Source organism: Thalassotalea sp. G20_0, from assembly GCF_017744175.1.
Taxonomy (GTDB): Bacteria; Pseudomonadota; Gammaproteobacteria; order Pseudomonadales; family Endozoicomonadaceae; genus Endozoicomonas.
In genome coordinates this window covers 51,099-67,845 of record NZ_JAGHQV010000013.1, presented here as the reverse complement: position 1 = coordinate 67,845, position 16,747 = coordinate 51,099, and the positions used below count along the sequence as shown (strand labels likewise).

Here is a 16,747-nt window from a genome sequence, read left to right as displayed (position 1 = left end):
GCTCTTCACTGTCGGGGCCCGGCTCGGTATAGGATGTATGAGCCTGAATACTGACCAATAGTTCACGCTATGGGGCTTTATGCTCCGGTAAAACCACCATTCATAGCATGTTGCATGGGCTCCGGTTCCTTGTCATAGCGAATCGTTTGTTTGAAAGATTATTTCTTTCAAAGCAGATCTTACACATTACCACAGTAAATAGAAAAGTCGCCTTTTCCGAAATGAAAAAGGCGACTTCCAGTATTTCTGATAGTTTCAGACTGTTTTGCGGTTCTTTAGTTCAAACGCTTAACCCGCTGGCGTAAATGTCAACCTGACTGGCTCAGTTGCCGTGGTTTTCACTCCTTTTGCCTGCACCTGATAATCAGGAGACATTACATTGCCGGTGAGGCTGATCCGTGCGGTGATATCAAGACTCTCAATGGATGACAGCAGCTGTCCGCCCATCATCATGGCACTGTTATCATCAAGCAAAACTTCCCTGGGAAGATCTCCAACACTCAGTGGCACAGCCACCAGCGGAGGCTGTTTGGCATCACCGGCTGGCCGGGCAAAGACCACTACCCGCGCATCATCGGGCAACTCACCCAGCTCAGGGGCCAGATCGATCATGACCCGAAGGGCAACCACGGTATCACCGAGCATTGAACGAGCCTGATTAATACCCGCACTCAATGACTGTCGGGCTGCGGGATCCACTTCATGGGTCAACGCCAGCTGCCAGGCGGCAATGGCGTCCTGATAGTTACCCCTGGTAAAGGCATCAATCCCCTTCAATCCCAATGCCGTGGTATTCTGGCTATCTTTCAGCAGTGTCTGCAGATAGAGTTCGCGAATTTCAGGTGTGACCACATTGTTACTGCTTAAAAACAGCACCTGCGCCAGTTCCGCAGTTACCTGGGGATGGCCATTACTGATACTGGCAAGGTGCCGGTAGGTTTTAACTGCTTCATCCAGCTTGCCTGTTCTCAGGTAATGGCTGCCCAGCATGAACAGCGCCTGATTATTCTCCGGCCGCTTGGCCACCCACTCTTTAAGTACCGTTTCCACCTGCTCGCCATTGAGGTTGCCATTGTTCATGGCGTTGACCACAGCAATCTCAGTGGTGGCACCCAGCTTAAAATAGAGGAGTACGGTGGACACAGGTACAATCAGTGCGATCAGCAGGGCAAACCCCGGCTTCTTCAACAGAGAGTATGGGCTTGCTGGCTGCCCATCACCCAACTCATCAGCCAGTTTCTGCCTTAACTCCAGTTTCAACCTTTCCGCTTCTCCCGCTGACACCAGCCCCTGTTGCAGCTGCCAGTCCAGATCTGCCATCTGGTCACGGAAACTGGCAACGTTTGCAGACTCTTCAGACTCATCCTCACCGGGTGCTGAAACGACTGGCTTTATCAATGGCCAGACCGAAACCAGCACGGCAATGGCAATCAGCAATGCGGCTATCAACCAGAACTCCATCATTACTCTTTACCATCCGTTTTATTATCTTTTGATGAGTGTGTGCTCAAATAGTCTGTCAGAAATCTGTTCAGCTTTTTGTCCAGTAACTCTTTATCTGCGTTATGTTGATCGGGAGCCGCTGGTGCCGATTCCGAAGCAGTTGCCTTATGCTTGCGAACTACCACAATAAGCACTATCAAACCTGCCAACAGCAGGAGCAAAGGCCCAAGCCAGAGCACAAGATTCACACCGGCAATACGGGGTTTGTAAAGTACAAAGTCTCCGTAGCGGGCCAGCATAAAATCGATAACTGTCTGGTTATCTGCGCCTTCATTTAACAGCCGGTGCACTTCCCGCCGAAGATCCTGGGCAATGGGCGCATTAGAATCGCCTATGGACTGGTTTTGACACTTTGGGCAACGCAGCTCGTTGGTCAGCTCGAAAAAACGCTGCTCCTGTTCCGGTGTCGAAAACTCATAGGAGTCGATCACACCATAAGCCGTGCCCATAAACAGTACGGTCGACAGCACAATGATCAATCGGGAGGTTATGCGCTTTATCATTTGGCCTCCCCTTCACGGTTATTTGCGTGGGCCTGGAGCACTTGTTTTTGCAAGTGCCTGAATCTGGGTTCAAGATCATTCTTCCAGACATTGGCATCAACAATGCCGACATGCTTATAACGGATAACGCCCTGATGATCGATCAAATAGGTTTCCGGTGCCCCGTAAACACCCAGATCAATGCCCAGCGAACCACTGTTATCATTGATGCTGAAACGATAAGGGTCGTGCAGCGTCTTCAACCACTTTCTGGCTTCAGGCTGGTCATCCTTGTAGTTCACACCGTAAATGGGTACGCCTTTATTGGCCAGGTCCACCAGATAGGGATGCTCGACACGACAGGCAGGACACCAGGTAGCCCAGACATTGATCAGGGCGACTTCACCCAGCAGGTTCTCTCTGGTCACTTTTCTGTCTGGATTTTTCACCGTTGGCAGCTCGAATGTTGGCAAAGGCTGATCCAGCAGGGCAGATGGCAGCTCGCCCGGGTTTTCCCGGAACAGCGCCACATAAAACATCAGGCAAAGCCCGAGAAAGATTGCCAGTGGTAAAAACAGTTGCAATCGTCGCTTCATGCGCTGGCTACTCCCTCATTACCCAGTGGTCTCAATGCATTCACTTTCTGACGAACTTTCATTCTGTAGCGCCGGTCTGAGATCGCCAGCACACCACCCAGTCCCATAAACAGGGAACCCAGCCAGATCCAGCGGACAAAGGGCTTGATATGCAGTCGCAGTGCCCAGCTGCCGTCATCACCCAATGGTTCACCCAGGGCAACGTAAATATCACGGGTTAACCCCGGGTCAATAGAAGCCTCGGTCATAGGCATTTGCTGCGCGGTATAGACTCGCTTCTCGGGATGCAATACCGCTATTTGACGACCATTTTTGTAGATAGTGACAGACCCATAGTTGGATGTGTAGTTAGGGCCGGGCTGCAAACTGACACCATCAAAACGGAACTGATACGCACCAAGGGTTACCCGTTCACCGGGAGCCATGCGCAAATCACGCTGGCTGCTGTAGCCACTGGTGATGGCGACACCAACAATGGTGACAGCCAGCCCCAGATGCGCCAGATGCATTCCGTAATACGCTGGTTTCAACCGTTTTAGCGCATCAACCAGCCCGGCTTTTGCCCGGGTATTTCGGGTTTTATTCAGAATATCCCGGACCATGGTGAGTACGATCCACAGCACCAGGGCCATGGCCAGCACTTCACTGATCAGAAAATTCTTTGCCAAAGTGTCACCGTAGAACAGGCTGAACCCTAAACCACCCAGAATGGATATCAGAAAAATCCATCGAGTCTGACTGACCAACCATTTGACCGAACCGTTCTTCCAGTTGAGCAGAACCCCGAACCCCAGGGCAAACGCCAGCAACATGGCCATTGGCACAAAGACAAAATTGAAGTAAGGAGGCCCTACCGAAATCATGCCCATATCGAGGGATTCCAGCAGCAGCGGGAATAATGTTCCAAGCAGCACGGTCGCGGCACTGGCGGTCAGCAAAATATTATTGACCAGCAGCAGCGTTTCCCTGGATGCCATGGAAAAACTGATACGACTGCGTACCTCAGGTGCCCTGAGGGCAAACAGCGTCAGTGATGCACCGACGACAATCATCAGATAAAAGAGGATAAAAACGCCTCGCTCCGGATCATTGGCAAAGGCGTGGACCGAAGTGAGCACGCCGGAGCGAACCAGGAACGTGCCCAGCAGACTTAATGAGAAGGTAAAAATGGCCAGCAGTAACGTCCAGCTCTTGAACAGACCGCGTTTTTCTGTCACTGCCAGGGAGTGCATCAATGCCGTTCCCACCAGCCAGGGCATCAGAGAGGCATTTTCTACCGGGTCCCAGAACCACCAGCCACCCCAGCCAAGCTCGTAATAGGCCCACCAGCTTCCCAGGGAAATCCCCAGGGTCAGGAACACCCAGGCCACAGTCGTCCATGGCCTTGCCCATCGGGCCCAGGCGGTGTCAAGCTGGCCACCCAGCAGAGCAGCAATGGCAAAGGCAAAGGCAACGGCAAAACCCACGTAACCCATGTACAGCATGGGAGGGTGAACGATAAGGCCAAAGTCCTGCAAAAGAGGATTAAGATCGGCCCCATCTTCTGGTGGGAAAGGCAGAATCCGGTTAAACGGGTTGGATGTCAGAAGAGTAAACAGCAAAAAGCCAACGGTAATCATCCCCATGACCGAGAGCACCCGGGCGGACAACTCAGGGGGCAGGCGGTCACTCTTGACAGCCACCATCGCCATCCAGCCAACCAGAATCAACACCCACATCAGCAGCGACCCTTCGTGTCCTCCCCAGGTGGCACTGACCTTATACTGTACAGGCAACAGGCTGTTTGAATGTCTGGCGACGTAATCCACCGAAAAGTCGTCGGTAATAAATGCCCAGACCAGACACAAGAACGAAAAGCCAACAAACGCAAACAGTCCCCAGGACAGGGAGCGAGCCTGATTCATCAACCGGAGATTACCGGTGTAACTACCCACCAGCGGAAAAATGCTGAGTAAAAGACTCAGGCACAAGGCAATAATCAGAGCCAGCAGGCCAGCTTCAGCTACCATCTTGCAGACTCCTCAGCTCACTTTGAGCAGTGGTTTGAACCGTCGGCTTCGTGTAACCCGGATGAGCCTCATCAATGGCTTTCTGCACTTCCGGCGGCATATAGTTTTCATCATGCTTGGCCAGGACCTCCGTGGCGGCAAAAATACCGTCATCACCGAGCGTTCCCAGGGCAACAACTCCAGAGCCTTCAACAAACAGGTCGGGCAGAATACCTTCGTAGTGCACCGTCACTTCTCCGCCGCCATCCGTGATGCGAAAGCTGACCTTCAGGCTTTTGGTATCACGCTCAACGGAACCCGGAACAACCAGGCCACCACCGCGCATCCGCTGACCTACCGGAGCTTCACCGGCAGCCATCTGAGCGGGTGAAAAGTAGTGATTAATGTTCTCGCGCAGCGCAAACAACATCAGAGCCACTGCCACCCCAACGCCTGCCAGCAGCAGTAATACGAGTATTAATCTCTGTTTGCGAACTGCATTCATTGAGCACTCCTCTCTACAGACTCAGAGCCTTCTTCCTGTCGCCTGGGGCGATGTTTTAGTTGTGTGTTTTCAGGGTTGGCAGAGCGATTCTCGTTGTTATCACCTCTGACCTCATTCACGATCACGTTTCTTTGAACCAATCGCTCCTGTCTTCTCACTTGTGCAGTTATCTGTGCGAGTATCCGCCGCCTTGCCATAAACGGTGCAATCAGATTGTAAGCAATCACGGCCAAAGCCATCGTGTAGGCACTCCAGACATAGAGACCGTGCCCCTCCATGACCAGAAAACCGCTCCAACTGTCAAAATACATAGACATCAACTCACCAGCTCTTTTACCCAGCGGGTCTTTCTTTCACGACTGATAATTTCTATACGTAGACGAAGCACCATGACCATCGTAAAAAACAGATAAAATCCGAGAATGGCCAATAACAGGGGCCATAGCATTTCCGGGGCCATGGAAGGTTTTTCAGTCAGTTTCAATGTGGCACCCTGATGAAGGGTATTCCACCAGTCCACCGAAAACTTGATGATCGGGATGTTGACCACCCCCACCAGGCTGAGAATGGCGCAGGCTTTTGCGGCAGCCTCTGTGGTGTGGATGGCACCGCGCAGGGCAATAATACCGATATAGAGAAAGAGCAGAATGAGCATAGAGGTCAGACGTGCATCCCATACCCACCAGGTCCCCCAGGTCGGTTGCCCCCAGATGGCTCCGGTAACCAGAGAGAGTATGCAGAAGGAAGCCCCGACAGGTGCCATGACTTTCAGCGCCATATCCGCCAGTTTGATTCGCCAGATCAGGGTCACAGCAGCGGCTGTTGCCATCATCATATAAATCGACTGGGCAAGGAACGAAGCAGGTACATGAATAAAGATGATGCGGTAACTGTTGCCCTGCAGGTAATCCGGAGGGGTAAACGCCAGCCCCCAGACAAGCGCCACCGATATCAGCACCAGGGATGACACCTGAAGCCAGGGCAACCACTTACCACTGATATCATAAAACCACTTGGGAGAACCCAACTTATGAAAAAACGTCCAGTTCATACTCTTGTTCTACTTACTGAGGCCGCCACCAATGCGACCTGATTTTGCAGGGATTCTCTGCAGGCAGAGAGTGCTGGAAATCTCTTCACTTTTCAAGAAATTGCCTGAATAAAGACAAGTCTCTTTACCGTATCAAACATATTCATTACTCATTAATCACCCTTAATGCCCCGGCAATCGCCAGCGGTGCCAGACATACCCCAAGTATCAGGAACACAGACAACCAGAGAATATGGCCGGTATACGGCATGTTTTGCATTGCAGCATTAATGGCCCCTGTGGCAAAAATCAGTACCGGTATGTAAAGCGGTAACGAAAGCAGGGTCAGCAACACGCCGCCGCGTTGGACTTTTACCGTTAATGCAGCACCGATGGCTCCTGCCAGACTGAGTACTGGTGTTCCCAGTAACAGCGTCATCATAAGAGGGGAAAAAGCTTCTGATGGCAGATGTAACATAATGGCCAGTAATGGTGCCATTAGTGTTAAACAAAAACCACTGGTTAACCAGTGACTGAACACCTTGGCCAATACCAGTAAGGGCAGCGGGTGTGGCGACATCAGTAATTGGTCCAAAGCCCCATCGTCCTGGTCGCTTTTAAACAATGAGTCCAGCGACAGCAAAACAGCTAATAGAGCACCAATCCAGATAACACCAGCCGCCAGTTCTGACAACACCTCCCGGTCCGGTGCAATCCCAAGGGGAAATAAAGTAGCCACCATCAGAAAGAACGCCATGGGATTAATCGCCTGACCAGGTGACCGGAACGTGAGCGTCAGGTCCCTGCGAATAAGGGCCAGGCAGGCTGAGAAACCCCGCATGGATGGCTCGTCAACCCTGGACATCTTGCCCCCTCTCACCATCAACACTCCTTTCTTCGCCAAAGTGCTCCACATTCAACTTGCGCAGTTTCCCCTGGCGATCATTTAATGGTTGATGGCTGGTAACCAGCACCATACCTCCCTGATGAGTGTGCTCATCAAAGAGTCTCTCCAGCCAGGAGACGCCTTCAATATCAATCGCAGTGAATGGCTCATCGAGAATCCAGAGTCGTGCCGGGCTGGCAATCAACCCGGCAAACGCCACCCGCCTTAACTGCCCGGCGGATAAATGGCTACAGGGAATATCTTCATAACCGGCAAGCTGGACCCGATCAAGGGCAGCGAGCAATACTTCCCTATTGATCATGGTATTGGCCAGCCTGGCTCGCCAGACAAGGTTTTCAAGAGGTGTCAGATCCAGTTTCAGCCCTGGTTTATGGCCAAGAAAAAAACAGTCAAGACGAAAATCAGCATACACTGTCGATAACGGCTGGTCGTTCCAGAAAATATCGCCACTCAAACTGGATGAAAAGCCAGCAATAATGCGAAGCAGCGATGTTTTACCTGCACCGTTTCGCCCCTCAATCTGGAGTATTTCTCCACTACCAAGCTGAAAGGACAAGTTGCTGAACAGCAGCCTGTCGTCCCGCTCACAGCTCAACTGAACCACATTAAGCAAAGCGAACTCCTGAATCCAAAAGCGTGTATCGCCGAGACCCTGATTCGCAAAGCAGCACAGCCATGAGCAATGAAAGGCCCTGCTTTCCAAGATGTCCCTAAATAGCGTCGGTTGGCGATTATATCAGGAAATTTTACTGACTGCGGGGGTAAATACTGTTCAATGCAAGCATTGAAGAAGCCCGGGAGGGTCTCAGGGCATACCGATCTTCACTCCCATTAGAGAAAGTGAAGATAGAAGGCATTTGAAAACGGGTACAGAAGGAAAGTATTTGAAAGGATCAAGGCGGGGTTACTGCGCCATAACCCCTGTGGTGTAGGACTCACCCACGACATCAGACTTCAATGTCACCGGATAATCCAAGGCTAACCAGGAATAATAACCGTCCCTGAGGAAGAACACCCGTTCATAACCCCATAATGCGGCCAGATAACTGCCAATAGCCCCTCTCATATGGTATGTGCTGTTTCCGTAGATCACGATAGGAGTCTCTTTTTCCAGAACCCCCGGAACCAGCAGCTGACGAAACCCACCCCTAAGATCAAGGCTATGAGATCCGTCTACGTGTCCATATTGCCACTGTTGATAGGGACGCACATCGATAAAGAGTGCGCCAATATCATGAAGGCGTTTTGCCTGGTGGGTATTGATGGTAATCACACCATTAATTTCTTCTGGTGCTTCTTCCTGAGCCGGAAGAATAAAGGAGAGTGCCGACAACAGAATGGCGGCCGAGATAGAAGTCCATTTCATATTATGCAGGTCCGTTATTAAACAACTTAATAAAAGAAGTATATGGAGCTAAGACCCACTCACTTGGAACAATAAGAAACTAAAAATAAAATGTTCAAAGCTATGCAGCATATAACCGGCATATATTTCTGAAAATAGATCAACTCAACTGAACACTGTCAAATCAAAAAAGAAAACAACCCGTTTCCCGACGCTTGACCATATTTTGTCACTGCCCTGTAAAAAAGGTGTGGCTGAGACGTTAACTCAGCCAGTTTTGCAGCCGTGACCTTAAACGCAGTGCAGCCTGAGAATGAATTTGGCTGACTCTTGATTCACTGACCCCTAACACTTTACCGATCTCTTTCAGATTCATCTCTTCATCGTAATAAAGCATCAATACCAGCTTTTCTCTTTCAGGCAGTTTATCAATGGCTTCAATCAGTGCTGTTTTAAATTTTTCTTCCTGAATATCTGCTGAGGGCCCCCTGTCTCCTGAGCGAGCCTGCATTCTTGATTCTTCACTATCAAATAACTCTTCATAACTAAAAAGACGACACCCTCTTAAATCACTCAGAATGGTGTAATACTCATCGATTTTCACATCAAGCTCTTTGGCGACTTCAGAATCCCGGGCATCTCTTCCCAGTTTCGCCTCAACAACCTGAACCGCTTCAGTAATACGACGACTGTTGCGATATACTGATCTTGGCCCCCAGTCCCCTTTTCGAATTTCGTCCAGCATTGCGCCACGAATTCGAATACCGGCAAACGTTTCAAAACTGGCACCTTTGGATGCATCATATTTTGAAGCTGCTTCAAGCAACCCAATCATTCCTGACTGGACCAGATCATCAATCTGAACACTGGCGGGCATTCTTGCGGCGAGATGATTAGCAATTCTTTTTACCAATGAGCGATGTTTTACCACCATCTCTTCCATGTTCAGTGTCGTTTTTTGTGCCGACTTGGTTTGCACGTCCTGTGCTGTCTCTGTCATGTTTAGATCCTCTCCTTGATCCTACCAGGCAAAAAGAATTCTATACGACCTTTTGGCTCAGGCACCGGTAATTTTGCTAGCTGATGTCCAATTCTGTGAAACGCTCTTGCAGCCCGACAATCGTTACTGACAGTCAACAGTGGCGACTGCTGTAATATCGCTTCACTTACAGTCTTATCATGTGGAATTGCCCCCAGATAGCTTAAAACTATCTGTTTGTCGTCTTTCAGATACTCCTGCAGTTTCTCAAACTGTTTAGCACCGCCTCTTCTACTGCTCACCAGATTAACGACAATATAAAACTGGTGAACATTGAAAACCCGATACAGAAGCCTTATCTGTCGAACAGCATCAACAACAGACACGTCTTCCTGACTGACGACAACGACTACCTCTGTTGCCGCCTGAATGAGAGTTACATTATCCGGGGCCAGGCCCGGAGCCGTATCAATAATCAAAGTATCCAGATCTGACGCAAGATCATCCATGTCCTGAATCAACTCTACTGCCTGAATAATTTGGATACTGTCTTTCCAATCGCCCTGAGCAGCCGGTGTAAATACCCTTACACCCGAAGGACCATCCAACAGTCCTTTCTGCTGATGGCCCGAGCTCGAAGTAGCGAACTCACCTTCAGCAGAAGATGAAAAAATAAAATCAGACGACAATTGTTCTTTTAAACCTTCTTCATTCATCCCGAGGGTGAACTCAACATCTGGTACAGAAAGATTACCATCCATCAAAACGACACGCTGACCCAGCTTTGCCATCGCCAGGGCAAGGTTTACTGCAACTACGGTTTTACCAACACCTCCTTTACATCCTGAAACCGCAATCACTCTTTTCTTTGCTTGCGCCATCGTTCTCACTTTAATTTTTCAATTGCTCAGAAAATGCATATAGAAAAACGACAAAATATACATATCAATGAACATGCCAACTTTGATTTGAAAAATAAAAACAGCTACCAAACCCCAAAAGAATGCATAAAGAAAAATAAAAAAACACAACCGCCTGTTTTTTAACGACTTTCTAAAACAACATCAATTTCATTTCGCTATTTTTTTGACATAGATTAATTTTCGGTTGTTTTGAAAATATCTTGAACACTTTTTTGAACTTTCTAAAAAGATAGTTATTTGACAGTGTCACTTTATAGTGACGCAAAAATGGCAGCATTTGACCGACAAAACAGGGAAGGAAAAAACCAGATCGTGACATGAAGTCGATTAGCGCATTCATTAAATATGCAAATAAAGGATTACCTGAAAACCAATCAGCAATAATTATCGAACAGTGGAGCAGCAAGAAGAAGGGAGACGAAGTACAACAGAACAATACAGAAACAAAAACCAGAAAGCACCAACTCAGTAAATCTGAGAATAAATCTGTTAGCAAAAAAAATGGCTACAAAAATATGTAGCCATTTTTTTTGCATCACTGAATATCAGGTTTTCACAGAATCCTCATATCTCTGCAGACCATACTTGCGCATTTTTTCCACCAGGGTCGTTCGCCGAATCTGCAACTTGTCTGCTGCCCTGGCAACAACGCTATTACAGTCACTCAGCGCCTGCTGAATCAAACTCTTTTCCAGTCGGGTCAGATACTCCTTCAGGTTCAACCCTCCTACCGGCAGTACTGCAAGGTCTTCCGAAGTAGCAGCACCGGCTGGCTGAATACTGTCCGGAAATAAATCAGCCACACCATCATCTTCCTGGCTGATCAAATCGAGATGACAGAAACTTTCTGGCAGATCCTGAACACCAATAACCCCATAGGGATACATAATCGCCAAACGCTCCAGAAGATTGGCCATTTCCCGGACATTTCCCGGCCAGTCATGCCGACAAAGCGATAATATTGCTGCGGAACTGAGTCGAATTGATCCCCTGGCCTGCTTCTCCATATTATGGGTCAGCTCATTAATCATCAGTGGAATATCTTCAGGCCGCTCTTTAAGCGAAGGCATCTCAATGGGAAATACATTCAAACGGTAATAAAGATCTTCCCTGAAGCTTCCCTCAGTGATCATACCTTCAAGATTTTTATGGGTTGCCGCAATAATTCGAACATCCACCTCAATGGGCTCTGTTCCACCAACCCGTTCGAACGTCCTCTCCTGCAGAACCCTGAGCAACTTGACCTGCATATGCAGAGGCATATCGCCTATTTCGTCAAGAAACAGTGTTCCGCCCTGGGCTAGTTCAAACCGTCCCTTGCGACTGGTCACAGCACCGGTGAAAGCACCCTTTTCATGGCCAAAGAGCTCACTTTCCAACAGATCTGTGGGGATAGCACCGCAATTGACCGGAACAAATGGCGCACTTCTGCGATAGGAATGCTCATGAAGATTGCGGGCAACCACTTCTTTGCCCGTGCCGGACTCACCGGTGATCAAAACATTGACGTCCCGATCCGCCACCTGGGCCATGGCGGCCCTAACTTTCCGGATACGCTCACTCTTGCCAACCAGTCCACGGAACAGTTGTACCTGCTGGTTGTAGCCAGTCTGGTGTGCCTGACGCCACTGCTCACGATAGACCTGACCATAATGCAAACTGGATAAAAGTTGCGGCTTGCTGCATGGCCAGTCAACCCGTGCAATGATTTGCCTGGCAAGCGCTAACGACAGATTGTCTGGCAGTGACTCCGCAATCCGGATGACCGGAACGCCACCACACCAGCCCTGAACTCTGGAAAGCATTCCCTGCAGGGAGCTTTCTGCCTGTAAAAAATCACCTAGAAATAAGGCACTGAAGGTTTCCGGGGAATAAGCACTAACGGCATCTTCCCAGTAGGCTGAACCGATAGCCACTGTGTGATAGCCCATAAACTGCAAAATAGTGCTGAAGTCATGCCGACGCTGCTCCGCGTCTTCAATGATGAGTACCTGCTCAGCTGTTTCCATAAGACGACGATCCTTGTCATCCGATTAATTTTTACAGCGTAGATACAAATTTTCGAAATTAAATTACTTCTTATTATTTCAGTAAATAACCAAAAAGTGGTTTCGTCAAATTTTTGTTTGTTTTTTATTTCAAAAAAACATAAAAGAAAATTATTTAAACCCATATTCTTTATTCATGGGAGCCTCTCCTATAGATAGTTAGAAGCTCCCGAACCGCCTTAAATCCCACTGACTTTCAGATACGCCTCCACATTCTGTCGCATATGAACAGGATTGATGGTGCCAACAATAGCTGAAGAAACCGCCGGGTGTGAAAACACCAGTTTCATACTTTCCAGAACGGGGTCCTGTCCTGACAGGCAGGCATGACCACTGGCCAGGGCCTTCTTGATAAAGATGCCTTTGCCATGTTCCAGCGCGTAGTCCAACACCGGCTTTTCACCCTGTTCGTTCAGGTTATAGGTCACCATGGCAACGTCGGAATGTTTCAGCGCCAGGATGCCACCGGCAACCGTTTTGGTGGACATACCCGAAGCGAGGATTTTCCCCTCCTTTTTCAGATCAGCCAGCACTTCCAGACAGCCCGTCTGCTCAATGATATTGACATCATCACCATTGGAATGCACCAGCAGCAATTCAATCACATCGGTGTTCAGACGCTTCAGGCTTCGCTCGACACTGAAGCGGATATGCTGCTCCGAAAAATCAAAATAAGACTCTCCCCGACCATTTTCAACAGTGACAAACTCTTCACCAACCTTACTGCAGATGACCCACTGTTCACGCAGCCCTTTATGTCTGGCAAACAACTGACCAAGGCGTTCCTCGCTGGTGCCATAGGCCGGAGCCGTATCCAGCAGATTCATGCCCAGGGTATGGGCCAGGGTAAGCAGATCCAGCATTTCACGGTCATCAGGAATCGTAAAATGTTCCGGGTACTTCACGCCCTGGTCCCGACCAAACTTAACGGTACCGAAACCTAATGGCGACACTTCAAGATCAGTACCGATAATCTGCTTTTTAACAAGGCACTGGCTCATAATGTCTTCCTTTGTGCAAAATGCCCTTGCCAGAAGTTTGGACAGATCTCAGGCCGGGAAAATCCTTCAGGCATAGCGAAACTGTCATCCGTCGCTGGACGAATATTATCCTCCTGCAGCAAACGAACCACTTCATCAGAGAGATTGGGAGCCAGTGCCAGTTTGGTCGGCCAGGTGACAATACCGTTGGCCACCGGCTGACAAAAAGCCGCATCCGGACGAAGCAGGCGGCTCTGTTTTGGCTCGGCACGATTGACCCGCAGGGTGTCCCACTCAGCCTGGCTCAGGTCTACCCAGGGCAACAGCGCTTTCAGCTCTTTTTTCGCCGTGGCAATCAATTCCTCTGCAGACTGTTTGACACCATCTTCCGCAATGCCTCCGCCGAGATACCAGACCCACTTGCCATCGGTATCCGGATGACTGGTAATAGTCATTCTCGGCAATGGTGTTGTGCCGAGACAATGGGCATAAATAGGCTCAGGATGGGTATGGCGAACCATCACCATCTGCAAGGGACGTACCTGCATTTTTGGATGACTGACACCCCAGGTATTCAATAGCGCCTCAGCGCCTTCACCCGCAGCCAGCACAAACCGTTTGGCTTGCAACAGGGTGGTCTGACCATTGTTATCCGCCAGGGCAACAGCATCAATCTCACCGTTGGCATTGGTTAACAACCGGGCATTACCCTGCTCGCTCCAGTCCACTTTCAGCGTTTTATCTTCAAGGCCACTGACCAGAGCACGGGTAACGGTGGCAATATCCAGAACAATTTCATTGAGCTGATATACCTTTCCGCGGAAACCATCATGTTTGAAAATGGCCGGAAACTGCTCACTGGTTAATGCATCAACCCGTCCACGAAGCGCTTTACTGGCAAAGAAAGAGGTCATTCGTGAGCCAATATCACCCGGCGACCAGAGATAGTGGTATTCAGACAGTATGCGGGCCGAACGGAGATCCGGATCCACCTCCCCACCCTTGCCTGCCAGGGCATTACGCCAGCGCTCCGGCATACCGGCAATGGCCTGGGAAGCATTGGTTAACTGACCTGTTAACGTGTATTTTGTACCACCATGAACAATGCCCTGGGATTTTATGGTCTGACCACCGCCCAGAGCGTTCTGCTCCAGCAACAAGGTTCGATAGCCCAGGGTATTCAGGGTGCGAAATAACCAGAGACCAGCGATGCCACCGCCAATCACCACCACATCGGCTTCTACAGTTTGAGACATAAGGGAGTTCAACTATCTGGGATGACTTGAAATAGCTGGAATTATAACATGGCAGGACTCATAACTGCATGCCAGTCCTTTATCGAATGAGGTTGACACCCTGCCTGTGTTAAAGGACAGGCAGGGTGTCTAATGGACCTGAAAAATATAACTTTGGAATAGCCTCCTAGTTTACCCGATCAATATCATGAGCAGCTTTTTCGGCCATCAGGTAAATGGCAAGTATCGGGAAAGTCCCCACATGTCTTGGGAATACTGATGCATCCACAACACGTAAGTTTTCAATGCCCCGTACACGAAAGTCACTATCCAGCACCGAAAAAGTATCATCGTCTCTACCGATAGCCGCAGTACTGAACGCATGATGAGCCCAGGCACCATCTCTGATTGCCTGCTTGAGTTCCTCATCTGATTGCAACGATCTCCCCGGCCAAATTTCCTGATATTGTGTTCCATACACGGCTTCTGCATTATGAACAATATCACGCACCAACTTTACGCCCGTGAGAATACCTTCCAGGTCAGTCTCGCCTGAATTCGGATTTCCACCCAGTTTCAGTGTGTTCTCATTGCCATCTTCGAAGTAATGGTAATTAATTGAAGGCCGGTCAAAAGGGCTATCCGTTTTCAGCGTAACAATACCGCCACGATTTTCATTATGACCTTTCAATATCACCCAGGTGAATCGTTCTGGTTGCAATCCCACCGCACTGTAGCCATCAAAATAACCGGTAAACTGATTCACCAGGCCAAAGATATGCAGATCCTCCTCAGGCTTATCTGGTGAAGACTTTGTCAGTATTGACGCAAAGCTCAGATTGGTTGACAACACCGATTTCTCACTCTGTGTATTCAGCGTCGCTACCCCCTTCAAATACGCCACACAGCCTTCACCAAGAATATTATTAAAGAATGACAAACAGCGCTCAAACCACTCCAGTTTGGTGGGTGCCTCGTATACCATGCCTACTTCATAGCGATCCTGCAGATTTCTTCCGACTCCCGGTAATGCATGACGCAGGGGAATATTGATATCAGCACGATTAAACACTTCAGGATCACCAATACCGGACAACATCAGCAGTTGCGGTGTATTGTACGCACCTGCCGCCAGAATCACCTCTTTGGCCGCATAGGCTTGATTACGAGTCTGGCCTGAAGCATCCTGATGAGTCTTATCTGCTGTGTACGCGCCTTCAGCCACTACATACTCAACCCCCGTCGCCTGTTTACTGTCCTGACTATCAAACAACACCTCTGTAACCAGAGAATTGTACTGAATAACCAGCAACGGACTATCATTGTCATAGTCCCAGAGACCATCGTTTTTACACCTGTTTTCGCGCTGACTATCCGACAACCCATCCGGGTTTAAGGGATCCGCCAAACAGGCACTTGCCAGGATTCGCTCACGAACACTCGCCCTGAAGCCATCTTTATGAGCCACAGGCAACACCCACATCCCCTCTTCCTCGTTAGCCAGCGATGCTTCTAAAAGGTTATTGTCATTCAGGTTTTCAACAATGGATTTATTACTGTCAAAATTGGGAGGGTTCACAACGGATACTGCAGACTCAACCATCTCTTGAACATATTGACCATGTATATCGTTAACCAACCAGTCCGCTTCATATTTTTCAATAGAGGCCCAATCATTAAGAATAGGCAGATAGGTACTATTTATATAGCTGGCCGACCAGGAGTAATCGCCCGTCAATTCAGCTAACGAATCCCAGTCTGAATTTTTTGGCAGCACATTTATCATGGCGTTGTTAGCTGAGGAGCCACCTATCCCGGTACCTCGAGGATAGAAAATGCCTTCTCGAGAAGTTCCGTCGGGACAATCACAGTTGCCATTGTCTTGAACAATACAGCTGACGCGCCTCTCAGGATTATCATTGATACGACACATCGCATTAGTGTTGCGTGCAGCCTTCGCAGGGTCACTGTAGTGCTCTACATAATAGGACCAACTTTTGCCTGGCTTTTCACTGGCAAAAGGGTGAGCAGCAGGAACAGGGTAGGTTGGATTATTGTCAGCTGGATCGTCACCCGCATCGATGAGTAATACTGAATGACCCAGATGCGCAAGTCGTGATGCCACAGTTCCTCCACCTGAACCCGCACCTACAACAACAAAGTCATACTCTGGCTCTGGTACTTGTTCTGGTAATGGTTCTGGCTCTGGTTCTGATCCACAATAGA

Annotated in this window: 16 protein-coding genes and 1 pseudogene; 1 reads left to right on the top strand and 16 read right to left on the bottom strand. The window is 49.1% G+C overall.

The genetic code is table 11. The annotated features are described in order from the left end of the window. Positions 1-288: 288 nt before the first annotated feature. The 12 genes and pseudogenes from ccmI to J7438_RS10070 all read right to left on the bottom strand — a co-directional run bounded on the left by ccmI (position 289) and on the right by J7438_RS10070 (position 10,216). Positions 289-1,464 (bottom strand): c-type cytochrome biogenesis protein CcmI, encoded by a 1,176-nt coding sequence (gene ccmI / locus J7438_RS10125; protein WP_209201103.1) that lies wholly within the window; start codon positions 1,462-1,464, stop codon positions 289-291. After that, on the bottom strand, positions 1,464-2,006 hold the full coding sequence (locus tag J7438_RS10120; RefSeq protein WP_286196512.1) for a cytochrome c-type biogenesis protein: 543 nt from the start codon (positions 2,004-2,006) through the stop codon (positions 1,464-1,466). Before J7438_RS10120 ends, ccmI begins: the two co-directional genes overlap by 1 nt. Beyond that, positions 2,003-2,581: a DsbE family thiol:disulfide interchange protein gene (locus J7438_RS10115; RefSeq protein ID WP_209201102.1), complete on the bottom strand. Its 579-nt coding sequence runs from the start codon at positions 2,579-2,581 to the stop codon at positions 2,003-2,005. The genes J7438_RS10120 and J7438_RS10115 overlap by 4 nt, the downstream gene beginning before the upstream one ends. Continuing rightward, a complete protein-coding gene (locus tag J7438_RS10110; RefSeq protein WP_209276444.1) occupies positions 2,578-4,590 on the bottom strand; it encodes a heme lyase CcmF/NrfE family subunit in 2,013 nt (670 codons plus the stop codon). Before J7438_RS10110 ends, J7438_RS10115 begins: the two co-directional genes overlap by 4 nt. After that, positions 4,580-5,074: a cytochrome c maturation protein CcmE gene (ccmE, locus tag J7438_RS10105; RefSeq protein WP_209201100.1), complete on the bottom strand. Its 495-nt coding sequence runs from the start codon at positions 5,072-5,074 to the stop codon at positions 4,580-4,582. The genes J7438_RS10110 and ccmE overlap by 11 nt, the downstream gene beginning before the upstream one ends. Beyond that, positions 5,071-5,391, bottom strand: coding sequence for a heme exporter protein CcmD (gene ccmD / locus J7438_RS10100; RefSeq protein WP_286196511.1), 321 nt, complete (start codon positions 5,389-5,391; stop codon positions 5,071-5,073). Before ccmD ends, ccmE begins: the two co-directional genes overlap by 4 nt. Beyond that, entirely contained in the window at positions 5,391-6,125 is a 735-nt protein-coding gene (locus tag J7438_RS10095) for a heme ABC transporter permease (RefSeq protein WP_209276443.1), read from the bottom strand. Before J7438_RS10095 ends, ccmD begins: the two co-directional genes overlap by 1 nt. Positions 6,126-6,270: 145 nt before the next feature. Further along, positions 6,271-6,969, bottom strand: a complete 699-nt coding sequence (gene ccmB / locus J7438_RS10090) for a heme exporter protein CcmB (RefSeq protein WP_286196510.1) — start codon at positions 6,967-6,969, stop codon at positions 6,271-6,273. Further along, the gene (gene ccmA / locus J7438_RS10085) at positions 6,956-7,615 is read right to left on the bottom strand and encodes a cytochrome c biogenesis heme-transporting ATPase CcmA (protein WP_353620119.1); all 660 of its coding nucleotides are present in this window, start codon (positions 7,613-7,615) and stop codon (positions 6,956-6,958) included. The genes ccmB and ccmA overlap by 14 nt, the downstream gene beginning before the upstream one ends. Before the next feature lie 300 nt (positions 7,616-7,915). Beyond that, positions 7,916-8,377: a rhodanese-like domain-containing protein gene (locus J7438_RS10080; RefSeq protein ID WP_101745914.1), complete on the bottom strand. Its 462-nt coding sequence runs from the start codon at positions 8,375-8,377 to the stop codon at positions 7,916-7,918. A 241-nt stretch (positions 8,378-8,618) separates the two neighbouring features. Next, positions 8,619-9,272, bottom strand: a pseudogene (locus J7438_RS10075) (RNA polymerase sigma factor FliA); the annotation flags it as partial. Positions 9,273-9,358: 86 nt separating this feature from the next. Beyond that, complete coding sequence (locus J7438_RS10070) at positions 9,359-10,216, bottom strand: MinD/ParA family ATP-binding protein (RefSeq protein ID WP_286196515.1); 858 nt, start codon at positions 10,214-10,216, stop codon at positions 9,359-9,361. A gap of 359 nt (positions 10,217-10,575) precedes the next feature. Between J7438_RS10070 and J7438_RS10065 the strand changes: the two genes are divergently transcribed. Further along, a complete protein-coding gene (locus J7438_RS10065; RefSeq protein WP_209276440.1) occupies positions 10,576-10,779 on the top strand; it encodes a hypothetical protein in 204 nt (67 codons plus the stop codon). Between the two features lie 24 nt (positions 10,780-10,803). Here the strand turns inward: J7438_RS10065 and J7438_RS10060 are convergent, their stop codons facing one another. From J7438_RS10060 to J7438_RS28245, 4 genes are all read right to left on the bottom strand, one after another. Further along, positions 10,804-12,267, bottom strand: coding sequence for a sigma-54 dependent transcriptional regulator (locus J7438_RS10060; RefSeq protein ID WP_209276439.1), 1,464 nt, complete (start codon positions 12,265-12,267; stop codon positions 10,804-10,806). Positions 12,268-12,485: 218 nt separating this feature from the next. Next, positions 12,486-13,307 carry an aldo/keto reductase gene (locus J7438_RS10055; RefSeq protein WP_209276438.1) on the bottom strand — a complete coding sequence of 274 codons (822 nt, stop codon included), beginning with the start codon at positions 13,305-13,307 and terminating at the stop codon, positions 12,486-12,488. Beyond that, a complete protein-coding gene (locus tag J7438_RS10050; RefSeq protein WP_209276437.1) occupies positions 13,304-14,542 on the bottom strand; it encodes an NAD(P)/FAD-dependent oxidoreductase in 1,239 nt (412 codons plus the stop codon). The genes J7438_RS10055 and J7438_RS10050 overlap by 4 nt, the downstream gene beginning before the upstream one ends. A gap of 166 nt (positions 14,543-14,708) precedes the next feature. Continuing rightward, entirely contained in the window at positions 14,709-16,646 is a 1,938-nt protein-coding gene (locus tag J7438_RS28245; RefSeq protein ID WP_209276436.1) for a GMC oxidoreductase, read from the bottom strand. Positions 16,647-16,747 lie beyond the last annotated feature (101 nt).

What these genes read in the sequence shown, in the direction of transcription:
- J7438_RS10120 (WP_286196512.1), bottom strand. Translation starts at nt 2,006, where the DNA reads ATGATAAAGCGCATAACCTCCCGATTGATCATTGTGCTGTCGACCGTA.
- ccmE (WP_209201100.1), bottom strand. Translation starts at nt 5,074, where the DNA reads ATGAATGCAGTTCGCAAACAGAGATTAATACTCGTATTACTGCTGCTG.
- J7438_RS10095 (WP_209276443.1), bottom strand. Translation starts at nt 6,125, where the DNA reads ATGAACTGGACGTTTTTTCATAAGTTGGGTTCTCCCAAGTGGTTTTAT.
- J7438_RS10055 (WP_209276438.1), bottom strand. Translation starts at nt 13,307, where the DNA reads ATGAGCCAGTGCCTTGTTAAAAAGCAGATTATCGGTACTGATCTTGAA.
- J7438_RS10115 (WP_209201102.1), bottom strand. Translation starts at nt 2,581, where the DNA reads ATGAAGCGACGATTGCAACTGTTTTTACCACTGGCAATCTTTCTCGGG.
- J7438_RS10060 (WP_209276439.1), bottom strand. Translation starts at nt 12,267, where the DNA reads ATGGAAACAGCTGAGCAGGTACTCATCATTGAAGACGCGGAGCAGCGT.
- J7438_RS10110 (WP_209276444.1), bottom strand. Translation starts at nt 4,590, where the DNA reads ATGGTAGCTGAAGCTGGCCTGCTGGCTCTGATTATTGCCTTGTGCCTG.
- J7438_RS10065 (WP_209276440.1), top strand. Translation starts at nt 10,576, where the DNA reads ATGAAGTCGATTAGCGCATTCATTAAATATGCAAATAAAGGATTACCT.
- J7438_RS10080 (WP_101745914.1), bottom strand. Translation starts at nt 8,377, where the DNA reads ATGAAATGGACTTCTATCTCGGCCGCCATTCTGTTGTCGGCACTCTCC.
- ccmD (WP_286196511.1), bottom strand. Translation starts at nt 5,391, where the DNA reads ATGTCTATGTATTTTGACAGTTGGAGCGGTTTTCTGGTCATGGAGGGG.
- J7438_RS10050 (WP_209276437.1), bottom strand. Translation starts at nt 14,542, where the DNA reads ATGTCTCAAACTGTAGAAGCCGATGTGGTGGTGATTGGCGGTGGCATC.
- J7438_RS10070 (WP_286196515.1), bottom strand. Translation starts at nt 10,216, where the DNA reads ATGGCGCAAGCAAAGAAAAGAGTGATTGCGGTTTCAGGATGTAAAGGA.
- ccmI (WP_209201103.1), bottom strand. Translation starts at nt 1,464, where the DNA reads ATGATGGAGTTCTGGTTGATAGCCGCATTGCTGATTGCCATTGCCGTG.
- ccmB (WP_286196510.1), bottom strand. Translation starts at nt 6,969, where the DNA reads ATGTCCAGGGTTGACGAGCCATCCATGCGGGGTTTCTCAGCCTGCCTG.